Origin of the sequence: Pseudomonas sp. B21-015 (genome assembly GCF_024749285.1) — a bacterium.
Taxonomy (GTDB): domain Bacteria; phylum Pseudomonadota; class Gammaproteobacteria; order Pseudomonadales; family Pseudomonadaceae; genus Aquipseudomonas.
This window is the reverse complement of record NZ_CP087196.1, coordinates 5,786,230-5,808,707: the sequence shown is the minus strand read 5'-3', so window position 1 is coordinate 5,808,707 and position 22,478 is coordinate 5,786,230. Positions and strand designations below refer to the sequence as shown.

Here is a 22,478-nt window from a genome sequence, read left to right as displayed (position 1 = left end):
TGCCGTCGGACAAAGCAGGCATAATACCGCGCCTTCGCCCGCGAAGCGCCTTTCCCACACAGCCGGTCGCCCCTTTGAACGAACGCCCGATGTCCACCGCCTTACGCCCCTCGGCCTGCCCGGGGTTGCTGCGTATTGTCCCGGCACTGGATGGCGGTATCTGTCGGATCAAATTGAATGGCGGCTCGATCAGCGCGGTTCAGGCTGAGGCGGTGGCCAGTGCGGCCGAACGCTTTGCCGGGGGCGTGATCGAGGCGACCAACCGCGCCAACCTGCAGATTCGCGGGATTGGCAGCGAGCAGGCGGCCTTGATCGACAGCCTGCTCGCCGCAGAATTAGGCCCGCATACCGCGGCGGGCGACGATGTGCGCAATTTGATGCTTAGCCCGACCGCGGGGATTGACCGGCACATGCGCTTTGATACGCGTGCGCTGGCCGAACAGATCCTCACCAGCCTGCAAAGCCATGAGCGTTTTCACCAGTTGAGCGCCAAATTTGCCGTGCAACTCGATGGCGGCGAAAGCCTGGCGATGCTCGAACATCCTCACGACCTGTGGTTGAGCGTCGTTGAGCTAGAGGGTGAGTGCGTGCTGGCCTTCGGTCTGGCGGGTTGCCCGACCCAGGCTCCGTCGGGCGCGGTGCGACTGGAGGACGGCCATGCGTTGGTGATCGCGGTGCTTGAGTTGTTCCTCGATCTGGCGCGTCCCGACCAGACGCGCATGCGTCATCTGCTGGCCGAATACCCGGTGGCCGGGTTTGTCGCTCAAGTGGCCGAACGTGTGCCGCTACTGTCCATCGTGAGCGAGCCGCGCGTTACGAACTCAAGCGTTCTGCACTCTCGTGTTCTGCACATAGGCGCTCATCCTCAGCGTGAAACCGGTCGTGTCTATGTCGGCGCGACGCCGCCTCTGGGCCGGCTCGATCCCGCCATGCTTCGGGGCGCGGCACAACTGGCCCGTGAACGGGGCGATGGCAGTCTGCGCTTCACACCTTGGCAAAGCCTGCTGCTGCCAGATATCCACGAAGACGACGCCGCTCAAGTTATCCACAGCCTGGAAAGTTTGGGCCTGCGCTGTTCGGCAGACGATGCCTTGGCGCATCTGATCGCCTGCACCGGTTCGGCGGGTTGCGGCAAAGGCCTGTCCGACACCAAGGGTGATGCCCTGCAACTGGCGGCGTTGCTGCAACGTCACGGCCAAGTCTTTGATGTGCATCTGTCTGGCTGCGCGCGTTCCTGCGCGGCGGCGCACGTCACGCCAGTGACTTTGCTGGCCGTCTCACCCGGTCACTACGACCTCTATTTTCGCGATGCAGCGCAGCCGGGTTTCGGCGCGCTGCACGCACGCAACCTTACTATTGAAGCGGTCGCGGCCTTGCTCGACGCCCGCTCACGGAGTTCCTTTGATGCTTGATTACATCCGCGACGGTCAGGAGATCTATCGCAACTCCTTCGCGATCATTCGTGCCGAGGCCAACCTCGCGCGCATTCCGGCCGACCTGGAGAAACTCGCGGTGCGGGTGATCCACGCTTGCGGCATGGTCGAGGCCATCGACGGTCTGCAGTTTTCCGAAGGCGCCGGCAAGGCCGGGCGCGATGCACTGGCCGCTGGCGCGCCGATTCTGTGCGACGCGCGGATGGTCAGCGAAGGCGTGACCCGCGCGCGTTTGCCTGCCAATAACCCAGTGATCTGCACCCTGCGCGACGACAGCGTCCCGGAGCTTGCCCGCGAGTTGGGCAATACCCGTTCCGCCGCCGCGCTGGAGCTGTGGCGCCCGCACCTGGAAGGCAGCGTGGTGGTGATCGGCAATGCGCCGACCGCACTGTTTTATCTGCTGGAAATGCTCGACGCCGGCGCGCCGAAACCGGCGCTGATCCTCGGCTTCCCGGTGGGCTTCGTAGGCGCCGCCGAATCCAAGGCGATGCTCGCGGCGGACAGCCGTGGCGTTCCTTTCGTCATCATGCAAGGCCGGCTGGGTGGTAGTGCCATGGCCGCCGCCGCCGTCAACGCCCTCGCCACGGAGATCGAATGATGCAGCAACCTGGACGTTTGATTGGCCTGGGCGTCGGCCCCGGTGATCCGGAACTGATTACCGTCAAAGCCTTGCGCCTGCTGCGCGAATCACCGGTGGTGGCGTACTTCGTCGCCAAGGGCAAGAAGGGCAATGCGTTCGGCATCATCGAAGCGCATCTGCAGGACGCACAAACCCTGCTGCCGCTGGTTTACCCGGTGACCACCGAAGCGCTGCCGGCGCCGTTGTCGTACGAACAAGTGATCAGCGATTTCTACGATGCCGCCGGCGAAGAAATCGCCGCGCATCTGGATGCGGGCCGTGACGTGGCGGTGATCTGCGAAGGCGATCCGTTCTTCTACGGCTCCTACATGTACCTGCACGATCGTCTGGCCGAGCGTTATGAAGCCGAAGTCGTGCCGGGTGTCTGCTCGATGCTCGGCGGCGCGTCGGTACTCGGTGCGCCGTTGGTGTATCGCAACCAGAGCCTGTCGGTGTTGTCGGGTGTGTTGCCCCACGAAGACCTCAAGCGGCGCCTGGCCGATGCCGATGCGGCGGTGATCATGAAACTGGGGCGCAACTTCCCCAAGGTCCGTCAGGTGCTGGAAGAGCTCGGTCTGGCGGAGCGCGCGCTGTACGTGGAGCGCGCGACCATGGCCAATCAGAAAATCGTGCCGCTGGATCAGGTCGAGCCGATGTCCTCGCCGTATTTCTCGCTGATCATCGTTCCCGGTGAAAGGTGGCAAGGCTGATGGCCCATTCCGCTCCGGCGATTGTCATTCTCGGCAATGGCAGCCTCGCGACCGCACGCAAGATTGCGCAGCTATACCCCGGCGCACTGATCCATGGACTGGCCGCACGGGTGGAAGGCGCTGACCGTGTTTATCACGAGTTCGGCGCAACCCTGCGCGAGCTTTATCAACAGAACACGCCGATCATCGCCCTCTGCGCGGCGGGGATTGTGATTCGTACCCTGGCACCGTTGCTGCTGGAGAAGGGGGCCGAGCCACCGGTGCTGGCCGTGGCTGAAGACGGTAGCGCGGTGGTGCCGCTGCTTGGCGGCCTCGGCGGGGTGAATGTCATGGCGCGAGAGATCGCTGCCGGGTTGCAGGTCGCTGCGGCGATCACCACCAGTGGTGAATTGCGCTTTGGCACCTGCCTGCTCAATCCGCCCAGCGGTTATGCCCTCGGCGATCTGGAGCTGGGCAAGCGTTTCGTCTCTGACCTGCTCGCCGGGCACGGCGTGCGTATCGAAGGAGGGGCGCCGTGGTTGGATCAGGCGCAACTGCCGGAAGATCCGCAGGCGCAGCGTTCGATCCATGTCGGCACTGCCGAGCGTGAGGCGAGCGCCAACGAACTGCTGATTTATCCGCGCAGCGTCGCGGTGGCGGTGAGTGCCGAAGTGGCTGATCTGCCGAACAGGGTTCGCGCGGCATTGCAGCAGGCGAAAGTGGCAGTGCAAGCGTTGGCGTGCCTGGTGGCGGCTGATGATTTGATCGCCAGTGCGGCATTGCGTGAAGCGGCGCTGGAGCTCGGTGTGCCACTGCGCTTCGTAGCGGCGGCAGCCGATGGCGGTGAGTTGGCGCGCAGCGCGGTGCCCGATGCAACGATCATTGCGGTGGCGCAGTGCCTGGCCATCGCCGTCGCGGCGCAGCCATTGGACGTGACACAGATTGGCCGCCCGCGCGGGCGTCTGGCGGTGATCGGTCTCGGACCGGGCGCGGCCGAATTGATGGTGCCTGCCGTGAAGGCCGAACTGGCGCGGGCCACCGACGTTCTGGGTTACGAAACCTATGTGCGTATGGCCGGTCCCTTCCGCTCCGATCAGGTGCAGCATTGCACCGACAACCGCGAGGAGATGCAGCGTGCCCGTCACGCCTTCGAACTGGCGGCTCAGGGCCGTTCGGTGATCGTGGTGTCGTCCGGCGACCCGGGTGTGTTCGCCATGGCGGCAGCGGTGCTTGAGGCGTTGCACGAGTCGAGCGATCCGGCCTGGCACAACGTCGATCTGGAGATTCTGCCGGGGGTTTCCGCTTCCCTCGCGACGGCCGCTCAGGCCGGTGCGCCGCTGGGGCATGACTTCTGCGTGATGTCGCTGTCGGACAACCTCAAGCCGTGGTCGATCATCGAGAAGCGCCTGGATCTGGCTGCGGAAGCGGATCTGGCGCTGGCCTTCTATAACCCGATTTCCCGTTCGCGGCCATGGCAGTTGGGCCGTGCTCTGGAAATCGTCGCACAGCACCGTACGCCTGAAACCCCGGTGGTTCTGGGCCGTGATATCGGTCGGCCCGGCCAGACGCTGCGGGTGACCACACTCGGTGCGCTCACACCGGAGCAAGTGGACATGCGCACCATGGTGCTGATCGGCTCGTCCACCACCTGCGTGTTCCCCCGCGCCGAAGGGGGTGACTGGGTATACACACCGCGCTGGTATGGCAGCAAACCCCTCTGCTGAACCCTGGCGGCCCGTTCGGGCCGCCTTCATCACCTGAATCCCGCTATTTCCCCGATTGTTACGGCATTTGTGGGCGTAAGCCTGTTCGGTCATTTGAGTGGGATTGGGTTGTCTGTCCAGGAAGAACTTTGATCCTGCGTTGTAGGAAGTTTTACTTTGATGTCGGTGTTTTTCAAGGCGTGACAACTCATTACTTAAGATGATTGTTATGAGGTCAGGCTTATAAAGGGTTTTTCGCGGCTCTAGTGTATAGGTCGCCACTCCACGAGTTAGTGTGCATAAATCTGTAACATTGAATGTGATATTGGCTTCGTAATTAATTGAATTTCTTGTTGCTTGAGCAATGTTCAAGTGGTGGGTTAGTTTTGCTTTTGTGTTTTTGATATTGGTTGATTTTATAAAGCTTATGTAACGTTTTGCTCAATGTTAAATCTGTGGGTGTTCTCGATGCTCGTCTAGGAATGGCGACGCTTTTTTGTACTTATTGCAAATCAGTGGAGTGTGCGAGTGCCTGAACGTGGGTGTGGGATCATGAATGTCTAAAGTCGATCCCGGCTATTTATATACGATAAATGGAAGTGTTGTTTATGAGCGAGTCTAAGTTCTCGATTGCGGATGGCTACGTCAATTTTGTGGATCTGTTTAAACGTGAGGACCTTGAACAGGCCTTGATATCGCGCAAGGGCACCGATCAATACGATGCGGTGTTCCGATATTACTCCGGTTGTATCGGTATGCAGGACTCTCCACAACTGTTGGAGCCGTTGGGGCTGCTCAAGCAAGCGTTGGGGGCCTTGGAGGGCGGTGGCCGGAGCCGCCGCGCCGCCGCGTCGGAACCGCCAACGAGTCCTGGCGTTGCCGGGGCTCCTGATTTGGCGGACATCTACAACAGAGTGGAGGGTTTCGAGGCACGCCTGCACAACGGCCTTGAACAGCTGAAGTTACCCGCCACCGAAGTGCCGAAAAATCTGCATTTTGTCTGGCTTGGGGGCGGCGTCGGGGAGATTCAGCGCGACTACATCAACATTTGGAAGCAGGTGATGGCCAAGGATGGCTACGGGCTGAATGTCTGGTATGACAGTGATGGGTTGCTGGTACACGAAACCAACCGAATCATTGTCGAGGCGGCAAAGGCTGATGTGTTGTCCGGTGAAGGGCAAAAGGTTACCTCCGGCCATGATTTGGCCGATCTTTATGAAGAACGAGCCACGGCGTTGAAGCGCCAGATGTACAGGCACATCAATCAGGCGATCGAACTCGGTAAGAGTGCTGATCAGGCGCGCATGGACTTACTGGTTCGCGGCTATGGTCAGGACGAGGCAATCCTGCAGACCCTGCGGGATAAAAACGCTCAAGTCATGGCCAGCCTCAATGATGGACACATCCGGTTGCGCGATGTTCATGAGCTCCAGGCATTCTCTCGGCTGGGAGGTTTTTATAACCGTGAAATGTCTTTGCGCGGCAATCTCGCAGCGGCCTCGGACATTGTGCGGGTACTGGTCGAATACGGCGAAGGCGGGATTTATAACGATGTGGATTTCTTGCCGCCGCTTGTTCAGAAACTGGCAGGCATTGCAATTAACGAACTGGAGTTCGACGCACGGCTCGGTATTTTGCAGCTGTTACTGGACCACAATCCTCACTGGATGCCGAACCGCCAGAATTTGCGCAGTCGCTATACCAACTATATCGGGCGAATCCCCGCGACGCACCGCGATGCCCTGGAGCGGTTTGCCAAAAGTGCGCCTACGTTAGAACAGGTGTTTGCTCCACTCAAGGATCGCGATGTTCAGCCCGACAGTTTGCGGTTGGCGATGATCGACAACGGCGAGTCCAATGCGCTGATTATTAGCCATCCAGGGTCGGCCGCGCTGGAAGCCATCATCGAGCGCTTCGAGATCCACCAGCGTGTACTGCTGGCAGTTGAACTTCAGGCCGACAAGCGCAAAATCAAATACCACGATGGCAATAGCATTTATAGGTTAACGGAGGAAGTGCTCAGGGACGAATTCGATATCTTCGATCAAAAAGCCGGCGGCGATGATTTTCGGGCCAGTGACTTGTGCAGGGGGATAGGCGATTACTTCAGTGACGGCATCCGTCCCCAAGCTCAGGGCTCGATATTCTTGACGGGGCCGGGGGCTGTGCGGGCCGGTCTAGTGGACTACGAAAGCAAGCTTTTGACGCCGGGTGGCGCTGATGCATTTCGGGATGCCTTACGGTTGCACACAGGGTTCAACAACGCAACGGAGGAGGATAGGGACCACTCGTGGAAAGAAAACGCTGAGAACATGGAGGCTTGGCTCGAAGCGGAAAAAAAGCGCTGGACCGACGGCGAATTGAAAGCCCATTACAAAGGAAACATGGCAGAACTGCTCAAGCACCAGAGCATTGATTTCGATGAAGGCTGGCCGGTGATCGAGGGGCGCCATGTATTGTCCACCGACCTGTTGCAGCATCTGGCCGATGAGTTGGGTGAACCGTTCATGCGCATGATGAATCGCCGCCATAACGGTGCGGTGACCTTCGACAAGGCTGTCTCACTGAGTTTCGATGAGCGTCAGTCGATCCGCGCCCAAAGTGCCAGGACACTGCCCCCTGCATCATTGAGCGATCCGCAGACGCAACAGTTGTCGCTTGATGAACTCTTGAGTCGACTCGCCAAGGGTAGTGTCGAAGTCGCTCAGTTGAGCCCCTTGCAACGTCTGTTGCTCGGTGCCTTGACCGGCGCGCAAACCCTGGATAATCGCAGCCTTGATGCGGCTCGCCCGCAGTTGGAGAAGCTGGCCAGCAACCTCCGCGAACTGGGGACGGCGGGCCGTTACTCGGTGATCGAGTACGCGCTGTACCAGCGCCAGGCTCCGGCTTTTCTGGCCGGGCTTGTAAGCCCTGTCGATCAGCCCCCGACGTATTCCGAAACCGCCTTGGGACTGAAGAAAGATGCACTGGAACAACCGCTGACTTTGCGCCAGTGGGGCAAGCAGGTCGCTAAAATTCAGCGCGTGGCGAAACTCGAATACCGCGACCGGATCAGCGAGCAAATGGGAGAAGTGCTGGCGAGCTTCGATCAAGGCAGTTTCAAAATGGTGCCACAGGACTTGTTGCTCGAAGGCACGGGCGACCGGGTCGCCGGGCGCTGCTACCCATTGGCGCTGGCCATGGCTGCTGCTCTTCATAAAGGCAACAATGCGGCAAACACATTGCGGGAGCGCTTTTACCTGGCCGTCACTGAGCCTGAGGCCAGTGATTCAAGGGTGTTTGTGAACATGATCGAAGAGCTGCGTGATGCCCCTGTCGATGACATCGGCAAGCCATTGATGCGCTCTGAACTGACTCAGATCGTAGCGATGCTGGAAGAGAAAACAGCCACTACTACCATGATGCTCAACTCGGACAACCACTCGATGCTGGTGGCGAAAGTCTTCGAAGGCGAGCGCAGCATTTATCTTCTTTACGACCCGAACTTCGGAATCTGCGAGTTTGTTACACCCCTGGCGTTCAATGATGCATTGACGCACTTTTTCGTCAGTAAGCAGATGGCCAGGCATTACGCAGCCTTTGGCGATGCGCAGAGGCCGACCTTCGATCTGATCGAGCTCGACGGCGTCAGCCTGAACAAGATGGTGCTGGCGTCCGGTATCGAAGTGTCAAGCTTGTCCAAACCCGGCGCTTTGCCTGAACAAACGCTGTCACGGGTTCGACAACGCGTGGCCAGTGCCCGTGGGCGATCGCTGGTGAGCAATGTAGCGCTGGGCAGCTCTTTGCTGGAGTTGGATGCTCACTGGTGGGGAGAACAGATCGCCCAGGCGACAAGGCAGTTGCAGACCCAGCACCAATTATCGGCGGATGCCGTCCCGTTGTTCGAGACGTTGGAGGTTACGCCGAGCGGGGAATACAAGATCAGTCTGGTCGACCCCAAGGTTGAGCAGACCATGGCGCATGTCACGAGTGATGATCACCGGTTTCTCAGGATAAAGGCGTTTCTCTCCGGGCTTTTCGAGACGTTGGCCAGCAAACAACGGTCGCCAGTCTCCGAGTTCGATCCGACTGAGGCGGGCAGTGTCCATACGCTCAATGCCGGTTTCACCATACAGGCTTTGATGAACGCGCTGCGACATCATGAAGGCGCGGCAAGTGGTGGTGACAATGCGCTGACCACCGCTATTCGCCTGCATGCTTATGTGAACTATGCCCAGCTTGCCCATGGCAATGTCGTGGATGTCATTGGCATTGTAAAACTGGTTCGCCAGGCACTGGACGATGAAAAGCTGATCGCCAGAACCAGCGCGCCACTCGTGCAAAGAGCCTTGGGGCATATTGCCAACGAAGGGGTGGGTACGGTGTTGGGACTGGTGAATGTCGGCTTTGATATTTACCAATTGAGCCACGCAGCCAATGACATTGAAAAGGCACAGTTCGGGACGCAGTTGGCGTTCGACTCCGCCAGCGTGGTATTGGCCGCTGCAGGCCTGGGTGCCGCACTTGCAGGTGCGGGTACGGTTGCTGCGGTATTGGGAGGCGGCGGGGTGATTCTGGGCGGGTTGGCGGTGGGCGTTGCTGCGCTGGCCGAAGGTTTTGCCACCATTGCGGAGGAGGCCAAGGAGGTCGCGCTGTTTTTCGATGGGCTGGAAAAGGCTTATTTGCAAGGCGGCTATCACCTGGATAAGGCGTCGAATGCCTGGATTGCACATCCATCGCTGGTATTCGCCGAGTTGGATTTGCACGCATCCACTGTCCGTTTCGACAGCCCGAAGCTGTTTCCGCTTCGGGACCATTTTGGGGTTCCGGATTTCGACGTGGATTACGCTCGCGCCACCGACATTCGCCAGGGTCTTGAATTGCCCGGCTCGGCACCTTTCTCACCGCAGGCAGGGCAAACGATCGTTCTGCCTTGCACACCCAAGACGTGGTACGGCTACGAATACAAGTTGCTGCCGTTTGTCACGTTTCGTCATGCCGGTGGATTCGACACGGCACGTCGGCTGGAGAAAAAGAACGAACAGGGGCAATGGCAGTTCCTGTTTTCGTTCTACTCATTTCCCGGTGAGTACGTGGTCAACCGGTTGAACCCCGTATACAAGCCAACGGTTTTCAACGTTCGTCTCGACAACATCGAGCGCTCTCTGGTGGTGCCCGTGCTGCCGAAGATGTGGCACGGCATGGCTTCCTACCGGATAGAAGGGGCAGGTGCTCTATGTTCTGTACTGCTCAACCCAGGTGTGAGCCTCGAACTCAATGCGCCGGGTCATAATGCGATGCGCTGGGTGCTGCTGGCTCCCTGGCTGGCGGAGGCAGACATCCGGATAGAAGCCGCGGGTCGACTTGTTTCAAACACCTTGGATGTGAAATTCAGTGGCAATGGCGCTCACGATGTATTGCTCAAGCTGGCTGGTAACAAGATCATGCGCGTTGATCTTGTTGCCCTGCGGTTGGAGGTGGTCGAAGAAGATGCGGATCCGGCGCTCGGGGAGCAAGCGTTGCTGGATCATTTCAAGTCACTGGCCCTTGAGCATCGACTGGCCATGCCATATACCCCCGTTCATGAGTTTGTCGTTCCATTCGAAAAGCCGGATGAGCCCAGGACGGTGGCCGCGTATTACGACTCGGCTCGGGATCGCTTTCTGTATATACGCGATTCAAAAGTGATATTGGCCGATGAGGCCATATTGGGAGCAGTGGCGGAGGACTTTGCCTACTTCTATCACCCTGAGAGTTTTGATGTCTGGCAGGTCGACGCAACCACCGGCACGCTGGTTCAGAGCTATCGTCTACTCATACCGCAGGGCAAAGCGACCATTATCCGATGCGAGGTGACGGCCCATGGTGCTGTCCAGGTCGTGCAGCAGTTCATTCGAAAGGACGGTCAGCATGATGAACTGACCTACCTGATCCATGACCGTGCGGTGTGGCTAAGTTCGATCACCCTGGGTCTGGTTCCCGCACTCCAGCCAGTTCTGGACGCGGACAGGCTGACTGACTGGAAGCAGGTGCTGGGCGATTATATATTGCCGAGAGAATCAACGAATACCGTGAACTGGCGTCCCGGTGCACTGGTATCGATTTGTTGGCAGCTGGATGACAAGCGTCGAGATCTGATCTGGGTCCGGGACAGTGACGGCTTGACCATCCGTGCACCGGCCAGGCGTCACCGTTTGCGGGGATGGACAGACTCGATCAAGGCTTTGGCCGACCTTCTGCTCATCGCTCCCGCTGGGGTCGAGGGTGAAGTGTTTGTCACCTTCGACAAAACTGACCGAAGACTCGTGCGACAGCAAAGGTCGATAGTGAATGGTCGCGCACAATGGTCCTCCAGCGGAATCGGCCCACAGGGGTTGAAAAATGTTGTCGCCGTTGAGCAGGGCTTTCTTGCGCTGACCGACTCCGGCCTGTTCTTTAATATGATGCCGGACGGGCATCTGCGATTGGGCGGGTTGACTGAGTCCTGGCTCAAAGATCGAACCCAATGGTGGTCCGCACTCGCAACGGTGGCGACACAGTACCCGGTGTCGAGCTTTGCCATCCTGGGCTTGACAGGCTTGCAGGGCAATGCCGGTTTGTGCGCCTGGTACCTTGATGATCGACTGCTACTCGCGGACCTGGGGCAGGGGAAAGAAGTACGGTTGCTGAGTATTACTCCGGACAACCAGGCCGTCTGGCTGTTCGATCTTTCAACCGGCAAGATTGTCCGCCAAGGTTTTATCGATCCGGACCACTTGGACGCGGCATTTGCCCAGGGAACGAAGCTGTTACAGGCTGAGGCATTGCCGACCCCCATGCAGGAGTGGGCGCCCTGGACCTTTATCGACGTGACAGTGGAAGGCGCTGGCCTGAGGGCAACGACTCGTGAAGGCGTGGAGATGGATTTACAGCACAACGAACCGGCACGGATTACGGGCGTTGACAGCCATTGGGTCGCTGCACTGGAAGGTGAATTGCGTGACGGATTGGCGGCGCTGGCGAACGAACATCGATGCGCTGACTTTCTTTGCGTCAAAGACCCTGACTACTTGCAATGGTACGTGGTCCGGACCGGACGGTTGATCCGGATTCCGACTATCGACACTGCCGCGCAATACGCGCTGGTGGGCACTCAGAATCAAACCAATGTGATGCTGCACGAATACGCGGATGGTTTCTTGCACACCTATCCGCAAGAAAACAAGGTCGGGCCCCTTGTCTATATTCAGCGAAATGACGAAGTCCTAACGGTCGAAGGGCCGAAGATGGGCAAGGACCTACTCCCGTTGATTGCCGATGATGTCAGCATCCTGGTTCTCAAAATAGGTCAAGGTTCGATAACCAGTCGGCTTACCAGGGCGGCGTGGTTGAAGCTTGAATCGGTCATCGTCGATTGCCGCTATTCGCTTGATCACACGCCTTCGGTCCCAGGAAAACTGATCTGGGATATCGTAGTTGTGGATCAGTTGTGGGTGAACCGGGTTGATGAACACTTGGTGATTGTTGATTCCGACAGCGGGCACAGTTTGATCTTCCGTCAGGTATTTGCGGTGGACCCAGCCTTGCGCGGAGATGTATTTCTGGCAATGAGCGGCTATCAGTCCTTTGCGGTATCGACACTGGTGAGTGCACTGCTCGCCAGAAAGGACACCTCGAACAGCATATTGCTCAATAAACTTTTGCCGGTCGGAAAAGTAGAAACAGTCGAAAGTTAAATTCTGAAAGCTACTCACACATTGGACCTGTTCAGTGTGTGAGTGGCTGTCGATTTTTATTCATAAGGAAATGATAGTGAACAGTAAAACCCCTGTAGCGCTTAATCAAGCTAACGCTCTTTCGACATTGTTTGAGCGCAGCGAGTTGGAGTCGGCGTTGAATGGTTTCGAAACCGTGCCGGAGTATGATGCAGCCTTGCGTTACTACGAAGGTGCTGTCGAAGCATCGAGTCCGCAGGCCCGGCTGACGCCAGTAAGCCTTTTGAAGGAAACACTTGAATCAATAAGTCCAAGGGGTTCAAGTACCGCGCTACAAGCAGTTCAGGATAAGTTGGCGGACTACTTGCGGCGTTTAAATACAACAGTCGAACTGTTGAGCGCTGCCAAACCTGTGCCAAAAAAGTTGCACTTTGTCTGGGTGGGCGGCGCCCTGTTCGGGGATAATCAGCGCGACTATTTCAATATCTGGAAGCAAGTGCTGAGTAAAGACGGTTATACCTTGAATCTTTGGTATGACCCTGATGCGCTGATGGCTTTTGATACCAATCGGATTATTACCCAAGCCGCCAAGGCGCATGCCATGGAGACGGGGGGGGCGGAACTGACCCGGCTCAAGGATCTGTTTGAACTTGTCGAACGTCGTGTGGTGGTTCTGCGACAGCAAATGTTCGAACACGTCAAAGCTGTTCAACAACGTGGCGGCAAAGGTGACGATGCGCGCATAGATTTGTTGGTCAACGCCTATGGGCAGGATCGGGTCACGCTTGAAGCCGCGAGGGCGCGATACCTGGAGAGTCACTTGGCGATGGCGGGGGAGCACGTTCGGGTACGCGATGCCCGCGCGGCATTCAGCTCTCACTTTCTGTGGGACGTCTATGAGCGCGAAGTGTCGTTTCGCGGGAATCTGGCCGCCGCTTCGGATGTGGTTCGACTTCAGGCGCAAAGCCTGGAGGGCGGTACTTACAGTGACCTGGACTATCTGCCGCCATTGGTCGAAGAGTTGGGCGGTGTAGACATCAGCAAGTATTCCTTCGGTCAAAAGTTGGGTGTCTTGCAGTTGTTGCTCAATGGTAATCCTGCCTTGATGCCCAAGCGTGACAAGAATAGGTACAAGAGTCACGTGGAGTCAGTACCCGTCGAAGACCGGGAAGCTTTAGTCAAGTTTTCAGAAAGCAGTCCTGACGTGCTTGATATTTTTGCCGCGACCAAAGGGCTGACCGTTCCACAGGAAGGTGTTCGTTTGGGAACGGCGCTTGGCAACAAAGAGATGAACGCTTTCATCATGGCTCATCCTGAGTCCGGAATGGTTGATTCGATCATGAAGCGCATTCGCAGCAATTACGACTTGCTGCTCGATGTGGAACAGAAAATCATCGAAACGGGTGCTCATTGGGATAGCGATTTGGCCGGGCAGTTCGCTCAAGAAATCCTTCAGCGGGAAAGTGAGCTGACACACCGTCCCCTGGACTATAGGGATCCGAATATTCCCAAACTGTTCAACGCCATAGGTAATTACCATCGCGACGGAATCTATCCCCAGGCCGCTGGGACGATTCTCTTGACCGGGCCCGGAGCTGCCATTTGGGGGATGGACGATTTTATGCAAGCCAACTGCGCTCCGGACACTATGGCGCAGCTGAAAGATCAGCTGAAACTCGACACCGGATACAACCGTGCGACAGAAGAAGAGACCATTAGCGGGTGGGTCGACAATGTCACAGAACATGAAGAGTGGGTGTCGAAAGAACAGCAGAGTTGGCGCGACGGCAAATATAAGGCTCGATATACCGGCAATCTTGCGGAGTTGCTGAAGGGGCAGACCCTGACCTTCAAACAAGGATGGCCAGTCATCGAAGGCAAGCCGGTTTTGTTGACTGACGTGCTGCAACGACTGCTCGATGAACAGGGCGAGCGCTTCATCCGGGCGATGAACGACAAGTTAAGTGGCGAAGTAACCTTAGACAAACCGCTGTCCATCAGTTTTGCTGAGCGCCAGCAGATCCTGGCACAAACGGTCAGCGAACTGCCGAAGTCGGACGGGGCGCAATCGGTGGGCAACCTGAACGAAATGTTCTCCCGCATTGAACATGGTTCGCTGCCCTTGAACCAGTTGAGCCCTTTGCAACGTGTCGTGCTCGGTGGTCTGTTCGGAGCGCAGACCCTCGACGAACAAGGTTTCGGCGAAGCCTGGAAGGCTACTCGGGCTCTTGCCTCCAATACCGCCGAGCGTGGCCTCGCGGCGCGTTATGAAGCCATCGAGCAAACGCTGCTCAAGCAAAAAAATCCCCGGTTCGAGGCCGGCTTCAAAAAGCCGTCGACGTTTCACGGGGATGTCCCTAGTGCGCAAGTGCTCAAGGTGCTGGCCTTCGCGGAGCCGATGAGTGTCCGACAATGGGGTGAGCACGTTGCCAGGATCAGGTTCCAGGCCGAATACGAGCTGCGTCACCTTATCTTTGAGCGCAGCGCCACAGTGTTGGAAACTTTCATTGCGAAGGGCGCTTCCAGCGGGAGGTTGATGCCTCAGGGATTGCTGGTTCGGGGTGAAGGCGATCCCGGAAGACGCTGTTATCCACTGGTGTTGGCCATGGCAGCGGCCCTTGAAAAGGGCCCCTCGGCCGTGGACGCTCTGAGCGGCAGGCTGGCCAATGCCAACCTCTCGCCCGACGCCAATGAAACCCACGCTTTTCTAACAACCCTCGATGAACTGCGTACGGTGCCAATGGCGCGGTCGGGCATCCTGTTGGGTGCGTCCCGGCTGGATCAGGTCATGCATGCACTAGAGACCAGGACGTCTACCTGCACCTTGATGCTCAACACCGAAAGCCATTCCCTGCTGGTCGCAAAAATCGTCAATGGGGGGGCGAGTGCCTACCGCTTCTACGATCCGAATTTCGGTGTTTTCGGGTTTGAACAGGCGCAGGACCTGAACCGCGCGCTTGAGCAATTTCTGAGCAGCCCGGAGCTGGCCAAACCGTATGACATCAGTCACTTGATGGACGCAACGTTCAACGTCGTCGACCTCAATGGCCCGGCTATCGCCGATCAGCCGCTGCCATCACACAATAATGTATCGGGTTTGTTGAGCCATGATCCGATCAGTCCCGGTGTGACGGTGACACCATGGGAGCATCACGCCGCGTTGAGGGCGCGTTCGTTGTCGGAAAATGCCCGACTGGGGCGTGGACTGAACGAACTGGACGCTCGCTACTGGGCAGGACAGATTCAGAACAGTGCAGCTCGTCTACACGCGGAAAACAACCTTGGGCGAGACTTTGCGCCGGTGTTCGACAGTGTGCGAGAAATGCCTGGTGGTCAGTATGAAATCAGCCTGGTCAATCTCAAGGACCCCGCGCGCACCGTCAGGGTGTCGAGCACTGACAGTGTACTGTCGCGAATCCGCTCTTACCTGACGGAGACTTTTCAGACGCTGTCGGTCAAGCCGTCAGTACCGGGCAAGGTCGACCCGACCGACGTCAGCGCCGTGCATACCCTGAATGCGGCTTTTACGGTTCAGGCGTTGCTGATGGCGCTCAAGTCCCATGAGCAAGTCAGCGACATCAATGAAGACCGGAGCCTGACGACTGCCGTGCAAATGCATGGCTACCTCAGTTACGCGCAACTGGCGCATGGCAATCTGCTCGACGTCGTGGAACTGGTCAAGTTGTTCCGGGTGGCGTTGAGCGATGCACCACTGGTGGCCCGGACCACCTCCTCGGTGGTGGTCAACGCGTTGGGGCATATTGCCCGGGACGGTCTGGCCACAGTGCTGCAACTCGCCACTCTGGGTTTCGATATCTATCTGCTGGCCAATGCCAAGGACGATCTGCAACAGGCGCAATACGGCACGCAATTGGCGTTCGATTCGACGGGGTTGGCACTGTCGGTGGCCGGTGTGGGCGCCGGACTGGCAGGTGCCAGTACGGCCGCTGCGTTTCTTGGCGGGGCCGGAGTGATCCTCGGCGGATTGGCCATTGGTGTGAGCGCACTGGTCGAAGGGTTCAACGGCACGTTGGAACGAGGGCGGCGGATCGGTCAGTACCTGAATCGCGTCGACAATGCATATCGCTCGGGCGGTCACTCGGTCAGAGAGGGGGTGTTTTATCCGAATCCTTACGCGGTCATTCGCGAGATTGATTTGCGCAACAAACAATTGACGTTCGACAGCCAGGAAATTTTCTCGGCCAATACCTCCGCGCTGCACCCGCCGGAACCGAATATCGATCGTTCAAAAGCCATCAATATTCGACAGCACTTCGGGTTATCGGAGCATGCCACGATTACCGATCCGACGACCTTTCAGGCCCTCGTGCTGCCTTGCGTGGCCAAGACCTGGTTCGGGTTCAATTATTCGGCGCTGCCGTTTTCGACCACGCGTTCCGAGCATTTTGAAACTGCACTGAAACTGGAGTACGACGCAGCAGGCGGTCGCCAATTCTGGTTTACCTTTTACAAGTTTCCCTCCGAGTACATCTTGCATAATCTGTATCCGGTGGAAGTCGAGACAACAATCAACATCTTGTTGGATGAGGAACCACGTTCGTTGCTGGTGCCCGAACTGCCAAAAATATTGCGCGGCAAACTGTCCTACAGCATTGAAGGTTTGGGTGGCCATTGCGCATTGACACTCAACCCGGGTGTGCGATCAGTCAGTTTGTCACAGGCTCAGAAATCTCGTCCGATGGCCTGGACGCTACATGCGCTCTGGTTGAGCGAAGAGGATATTGATGTCGGCGAGGGTCAGCTGAAACTTGGGGCTGTCGATGTCCAGGTCATGGGTACGCCTGAATTGATTGTCCAGACTTCGCATAACTCGTTTCGGGTTGACTGGACAGCGCGGCAGGTGTTGCTCGAAGAGCTGGAGGCCGACCCGTCTGTCGACACTGCAACGATCCAGGCTCGGGTCAGGAAACTGGCCCGCACCAATCGTTTGGCCAGCCCATTCACTGCGGTACAGAATTTCCCGGTTCCGTTCGCAGACCCGCAAGAACCACAGTTGACCACGGCTTTTTATGAGCAGGCCCGTGATCGTTTTATCTACGCTCGCGACTTGCCGCCAGCGCTGGCAAACCAAGCCAGGCTGGGCGCGGTGATGGGGGAGCAGGCGTATTTTTATTGCTCCCGTGAAGCGCTCATCTGGCGCTCTGACGTGGTCACTGGGCAGGTCCATCGATTCTATCGTCTGATGGATCCGGTGCCCGGTTCGAGTATTTCGGTGTTTCAAGACCTCGGGCACGGAGTCATCCGCATCGTTCAGCAGGTGACACAGCGCACCGGGCGTGAAGCCGAGGTGATCTACCTGTTGGGCGAGGAGGAAGTGAAGCTGATGGCGATCGCATGCCATCTGACCGAACGTCAGCACAACCTGCTGCTCAAGGATGTGATGAAGGGGTGGTCAAACTTCTTTTGGGATTACGAACTGTTGGTCAAGGATTCGAAACTGTGGCCTTTGACTCAAGTGAAGGTCGTGGACTATAAGCCGGCGGCGTTTGTCTCGATCACACCGTTGACTGAGGGTAAGAAGGATCCGGTCAGCACTTGGGTGCGTGACGCCGATGGCTTGGTGATCCGTCCAGATATGTCGCAGACAGAAGGGCCAGGCGGGCCGGTGAGCCCGTTATTGCTGACACCTACCACGAGTGCGGGCGATGTCTTCCTGTTCTATGACAAGCACAATCACACTCTCTATCGCCAGAAGATCGGGCCGGCAGTCACTGGCGTGGATGCGCAGGCCGAGCGCATCGATCTCTACAATGTGATTGAGGTCGTCGCCAATGAAGGGCGCTATGTCGCGTTGACCAGGGAGGGGCTGTATTTCGATATCGATGACCAAGGGCGATCGCAGCTGGCCGCGATAACGGAAGACTGGCTGGAGGATGCCAGGGGGCCGTTGGGCATTGGTTTTGAGTGGTGGACAGAGGTTGAGGCTGTTGCCAGGAAGTATCAAGCGTTGAGCTTTGCGATTCTTGGTCTGGGTAACGGCAGGGGAGGCGCAAAGCTGTGCGCCTGGTACACCGACCATCGATGGTTAATGGCTGACTTCGGACCGGAAAAGGTGGTGCGGTTAGTGGCAACGACGCCAAATGATCAGGCGGGCTGGCTGTTGGATGTGTCCGCTGGCCAGCTCTATCGTCAAGCGTTTTTTGAGCCTGAAAAACTACAGATACTCTTTGAAAATGGCCAGCAGCTTCTGCGGCAGGACCTGCTGCCTGCGCCTCAAAAGGTTTGGTCGCAATGGTCTTTTGCTCACGTATGGGCACATGAAACCGGTCTGCGAGGGCGAACGCTTGAGGGCGTCGAACTCGAGATGCGCTTCGGTGAGCCGGCACGTATTGTCGGCGTCACGGGAGATTGGGTGATGGCGAAGCAGGGAACGAATGATCCTTACGATGCGGGTGTGAGGCACGCCTTGAAAGCTTTGGTGAGCGAGCATCCCCACGAAGCGTTTATATCGGTTGGCGGTCACTCGGGGTATCAATGGTACGTCGTGGACATTGATCAGGTGGTTGGCGAGGTCAATACGGGCCTTGAAACCCGACTGCTGGGTGTTCGACAGAAAAAAACGGCCTTGCTCCACGAAGTGCCCAGCCAAGTGACTTACAGCGCTTCGAGGGACGTATGGCTGGAGAGCAGCGTTGCACGTCGGGAGGGCGAGGTGTTGTCGCTGGAGTTTCAGGGCGAACTCAAGGACCTTATGCCGTTGATACCTGACGGCGTCAGTCAGTTGGTCTTGAGTTATGGATCGAGTGCGATCAGCTGCTGTTTGTCGAGCGCTGTCTGGCAGCAGCTTGAGTGCATTGTGGTTGATGGTCGCCGTTCGGTGATGCCGGGCACATTGATCGTAGAGACGGGCGCCCAGGATACCTGGAGGGTCAGTCGGGTCGAAGGGCAGCTGCTGTTGACTGACCCGGCCACCGGGCACACGCTGATCATGCGCGATCAGTTCGCCGATTCAAACTCGCACAACCCGGTGACGCTGCGCCTTCAGGTGCATGGCGCTACGATGACTGTTACCCAGGATGACTTGGTGCAAGCGTTGGCTATCGAAGACGAAGACAATCAGCTTGCGGCACTGATGACGAAGATGGCCGTCACGGAACCTTTGACCCCTTAAAGATGACCTGTGGCGCGAGGTGATGGTCTGTGGAATGGCCAGCCTTGCGTTGCGCGCCTCTGCGGGGCGTTGTTGCTTCAATCGGAGCAGCAACGCCTTTCGGGGCTCATTTATCGCAGGGTTTATGGCTGTCTCTTCGCCAAGGCAAACCGCTTCATGATTTGATCTCTGAGTTTCTTCTCCATGAATTCCCTTTTGGTGTCGAGTACCTCTCTGTCCAATTTAAGAAAGGCACTCTGCTGGACGATTTTTGCTGTTTGTTTCTCCCAAGACCAAAACAAAAAGCCGCTCTTCTCGGTATTGGCAACCAGTTCGAGATTAAAAACCGCCATATGAAGGTTTCCACTTGAATCGTAACGCGAGGGTGCTACCTGGAAGCGACGCCCTTTACGACTCTCTTCATCCAGTGAACGCACGACGGGCTTTTCGGGCTTCAAAGCATCCAGGGTGTCGATCATGGCGTTCCCTTGCCTTGAGTCGCTCATGGATTGCGCACTGCGTACCAGGAGGTCGGCAACGCTCCCGGTGATATCCGAGCGTGTACGTGTCCTGATGACGCCTTCATGGAGCGACCATCCCAAAAACATCAACGTGCGAACATATTCTTCCAGCCAGTCTTGTGAGTTGGCAAAGCGGCCATGGCCGAGGTCGGCTGATCTTGTTGCAATTCGCGTGCAGTCTGTCATGTCATCAAAGTCTTGCAAGGATAGTTCGCCGATACACGAGATAAGATTGTGGCCTGTGACCATTCCGCAGGGTGTGTTGTTGCTCATAAGTCTTCTTGATTAATTTTGGTAGTTGCTTTACGTGCAAAGTAACTCAAGTAGATTGCATTTGCTGAGATGAAGTAACGCTATGGAATTTGTTCTTAATATGTTTTTTTGCTTGTTGGCCGGGTGAGGGGGTGTTGTACATATGTGGAATCAAGATTCGGTTTGTTCGTTGGAGTGCTGTGCGATAAATTCAATGCATGCCCACAGGGAGCATGAATTGACTCATCAAAGGAATGTTGAATATGGAAGTTATGGGAAGTGCCGTTAGCCTTGATAAAAGCGTTGCGTTGATAAAGGCGCGTATTAGTAAGCGCCAATTAATGCAGCCCTCTGTTGCTCGCGTAAAGGCATTTGCAGCAATAGACCCTACTAGTCCAGCCAAAGAATTGGATGCCGCAGTATTGTCCGATACGCTGGTGGGTTATGGCGCAAATATTTCCCTTGAAAACATGGCGATTATCGAAAATCTGATTAAGTTTTCGAAGCTGGAGGCGAGCTATGAAGTTCCTGGCAATGATCCGAAAGCCTGGTACCTCGCCTTTCTACAGTGCATGGATGAGGCGGGTTGTCTTGTCGCGGACTCCGGTTATACCGCCTATGAGAAGAGCTCTCATCAATTGACAATGGATAACATTGTTACCGATATTATCAAGGCTGGTGTTGAGGCGGCGAAAGCGGCAATTCCAGGGGCAACGGCTCTCAGCGCAATTGTCGACTCGACATTGGACGCGCTAAAGAAGGAACCTGAAGCGATTGATTTGTTTCATCGTGAAGTGACCAAAAGCAAAGGCGTCAGGTTGACGGTCATGCCATGTGACCAACTGGCGAACGGTCTTATTATTACGTCGTTAGCGTCGATCGATAGCGACGGTGGCGACAAGGAAACCGGGGTTGTTTTTTTCGACTGGAAAACATCCAGTCGTACTATCTTCCGGGGTAACTCTTACATTACCTTTAACCCCCTTCGTTATGCGGCAATAAAGGAGGATCTGGAAGGGTACCTTGGAAAGTATTATAAGGCGGTCCTGAGTAAAAGGTTTCAGCGACGCAAAAACGAGGCCCAATAAAACCTGTCAGGCCAGTGACCAATGTCACTGGCCTGTTTTTAGGCGGGGGGAGTACGGAAGTGAGATATTCTTTTTATTTAAATGCATGCAGTCTTCTGGTCGTGCCGCAGGCTTTATTGCCTGCCAGGAAACAAGACGTGCTTGATACTGTTCTATTTTCTCAACTTGCAGCTGACGAGGATTTTCCTGGCGGTTTGAATGACTCGCAATGGTTTGAGGTCTTTACGAACACCTTATCTGCCTGTGGTTGGACCTTTTACGCGAAGGAAGACACAGATGAGGTGTTTTCCAGGTCTTTTGATGCGACGTTTTCAGTGAGGAGGGTACTCGCCGAATCCGTTAACCGTAATTTTCCCGAACATCAGGTAGCGGCTGTTTCAGCTGTAATGAATAAAGTCGCGACGTTGTCGCCCGATTCGGACGCGGCACAAGTCTTTCGAGAACACTGCCTCTTGGGGGGCGGCGCAGAGACGACGCGGGTAAGGGTGATGACAGGTATTGTGGAGGAGGATGGGTTTTTGAATATGACGTCTGTGTCTTTCGCTACTCGCGGAGCAATAGGCGAACATGTCTTTGAGAAAGAGGTTGGGTTGAATAAAGTTGACGGTGCCGTGAGACGCCGGTTTTACCGGGCTCGTTTTAATCAGGATCACTTTAACGAATACAGGGAAGATACCGTGCAGTGGTTAGGGGGGCTTCGAGGCACTCAATGTATCGAGATTGAGCCCTCTCTATCGATTGGCGAAAGCGAGGGCCGAGGGCTTTAAATCCTGCCTTGTGTATTCAGGGAACCAGATAGCCTTTCACGCCGGTAAAAATAATTTGCGCCGCCAATGCGCACACGAACAGCCCCATCAATCGGCTGACAATCTGCAAACCCTGATCACCCAGAATCCGTTCGATACGGTTCGACAGATACAGCACTACGCCGACGGTGAAACTGGCCAGGGCAATGCTGAGAATCGCCGTGAGTTTGTCGTCCCAATGTGGCTGACTCACGCCCATCACCAGCAAGGCGCCGATGGTGCCGGGGCCGACCGTCAAGGGGATGGTCAGCGGGACGATAGTCACGTCCTGTTGCACGTTGTCGGTCTGCACCGCCGATTTGCCTTGGGCCATGCCCAATGCCGAGATAAACAGCACACTGCCGGCGCCGATGCGGAAGGCGTCCACGGTGATGCCGAAGACATTGAAAATCACGCGACCGAACAGATACAGCAAGACGCTGGAAACCAGGGTGGCGGTTGCCACTTTCCAAGCCAGGCGTCGTTGCTCCTTGCGCGAATAGCCGCGAGTCAGGCTGATAAAACAGGACAACACGAAGAACGGGCTGTAGAGCACCAGCATCTTCAGGTAAACGCTGAACAACACGTGGAGCATGGTGCAAGC

General features: G+C 56.7%; 10 protein-coding genes. 8 read left to right on the top strand and 2 right to left on the bottom strand.

Features of this window, described 5'->3' with window-relative positions; all coding sequences use genetic code 11:
- The first annotated feature begins 89 nt into the window (after positions 1 to 89).
- The 6 genes from cobG to LOY38_RS26500 all read left to right on the top strand — a co-directional run bounded on the left by cobG (position 90) and on the right by LOY38_RS26500 (position 19,249).
- Positions 90 to 1,412: a precorrin-3B synthase gene (gene cobG, locus LOY38_RS26525; RefSeq protein WP_309475861.1), complete on the top strand. Its 1,323-nt coding sequence runs from the start codon at positions 90 to 92 to the stop codon at positions 1,410 to 1,412.
- A complete protein-coding gene (locus tag LOY38_RS26520) occupies positions 1,405 to 2,031 on the top strand; it encodes a precorrin-8X methylmutase (protein ID WP_007937188.1) in 627 nt (208 codons plus the stop codon). The genes cobG and LOY38_RS26520 overlap by 8 nt, the downstream gene beginning before the upstream one ends.
- Positions 2,031 to 2,762 (top strand): precorrin-2 C(20)-methyltransferase, encoded by a 732-nt coding sequence (locus LOY38_RS26515; RefSeq protein ID WP_258700795.1) that lies wholly within the window; start codon positions 2,031 to 2,033, stop codon positions 2,760 to 2,762. The genes LOY38_RS26520 and LOY38_RS26515 overlap by 1 nt, the downstream gene beginning before the upstream one ends.
- Positions 2,762 to 4,465 carry a precorrin-3B C(17)-methyltransferase gene (gene cobJ, locus LOY38_RS26510; RefSeq protein ID WP_258697751.1) on the top strand — a complete coding sequence of 568 codons (1,704 nt, stop codon included), beginning with the start codon at positions 2,762 to 2,764 and terminating at the stop codon, positions 4,463 to 4,465. Before LOY38_RS26515 ends, cobJ begins: the two co-directional genes overlap by 1 nt.
- A gap of 587 nt (positions 4,466 to 5,052) precedes the next feature.
- Positions 5,053 to 12,138: a TcdA/TcdB pore-forming domain-containing protein gene (locus LOY38_RS26505; RefSeq protein ID WP_258697750.1), complete on the top strand. Its 7,086-nt coding sequence runs from the start codon at positions 5,053 to 5,055 to the stop codon at positions 12,136 to 12,138.
- 76 nt (positions 12,139 to 12,214) lie between these two features.
- Positions 12,215 to 19,249, top strand: coding sequence for a TcdA/TcdB pore-forming domain-containing protein (locus LOY38_RS26500; protein WP_258697749.1), 7,035 nt, complete (start codon positions 12,215 to 12,217; stop codon positions 19,247 to 19,249).
- A gap of 122 nt (positions 19,250 to 19,371) precedes the next feature.
- Here LOY38_RS26500 and LOY38_RS26495 read toward each other — a convergent pair whose 3' ends face one another.
- Positions 19,372 to 20,022 carry a hypothetical protein gene (locus tag LOY38_RS26495; protein WP_258697748.1) on the bottom strand — a complete coding sequence of 217 codons (651 nt, stop codon included), beginning with the start codon at positions 20,020 to 20,022 and terminating at the stop codon, positions 19,372 to 19,374.
- 242 nt (positions 20,023 to 20,264) lie between these two features.
- On the opposite strand from LOY38_RS26495, the gene LOY38_RS26490 reads away from it, so the two are divergent.
- Positions 20,265 to 21,089, top strand: coding sequence for a hypothetical protein (locus tag LOY38_RS26490; protein ID WP_258697747.1), 825 nt, complete (start codon positions 20,265 to 20,267; stop codon positions 21,087 to 21,089).
- Between the two features lie 59 nt (positions 21,090 to 21,148).
- Positions 21,149 to 21,856, top strand: coding sequence for a hypothetical protein (locus tag LOY38_RS26485; protein ID WP_258697746.1), 708 nt, complete (start codon positions 21,149 to 21,151; stop codon positions 21,854 to 21,856).
- A 16-nt stretch (positions 21,857 to 21,872) separates the two neighbouring features.
- Here LOY38_RS26485 and LOY38_RS26480 read toward each other — a convergent pair whose 3' ends face one another.
- Complete coding sequence (locus tag LOY38_RS26480; RefSeq protein WP_017336334.1) at positions 21,873 to 22,469, bottom strand: MarC family protein; 597 nt, start codon at positions 22,467 to 22,469, stop codon at positions 21,873 to 21,875.
- Between the last annotated feature and the right edge of the window lie 9 nt (positions 22,470 to 22,478).

What these genes read in the sequence shown, in the direction of transcription:
- LOY38_RS26515 (WP_258700795.1), top strand. Translation starts at nt 2,031, where the DNA reads ATGCAGCAACCTGGACGTTTGATTGGCCTGGGCGTCGGCCCCGGTGAT.
- LOY38_RS26505 (WP_258697750.1), top strand. Translation starts at nt 5,053, where the DNA reads ATGAGCGAGTCTAAGTTCTCGATTGCGGATGGCTACGTCAATTTTGTG.
- LOY38_RS26490 (WP_258697747.1), top strand. Translation starts at nt 20,265, where the DNA reads ATGGAAGTTATGGGAAGTGCCGTTAGCCTTGATAAAAGCGTTGCGTTG.
- LOY38_RS26480 (WP_017336334.1), bottom strand. Translation starts at nt 22,469, where the DNA reads ATGCTCCACGTGTTGTTCAGCGTTTACCTGAAGATGCTGGTGCTCTAC.
- LOY38_RS26495 (WP_258697748.1), bottom strand. Translation starts at nt 20,022, where the DNA reads ATGAGCAACAACACACCCTGCGGAATGGTCACAGGCCACAATCTTATC.
- cobG (WP_309475861.1), top strand. Translation starts at nt 90, where the DNA reads ATGTCCACCGCCTTACGCCCCTCGGCCTGCCCGGGGTTGCTGCGTATT.
- LOY38_RS26520 (WP_007937188.1), top strand. Translation starts at nt 1,405, where the DNA reads ATGCTTGATTACATCCGCGACGGTCAGGAGATCTATCGCAACTCCTTC.
- cobJ (WP_258697751.1), top strand. Translation starts at nt 2,762, where the DNA reads ATGGCCCATTCCGCTCCGGCGATTGTCATTCTCGGCAATGGCAGCCTC.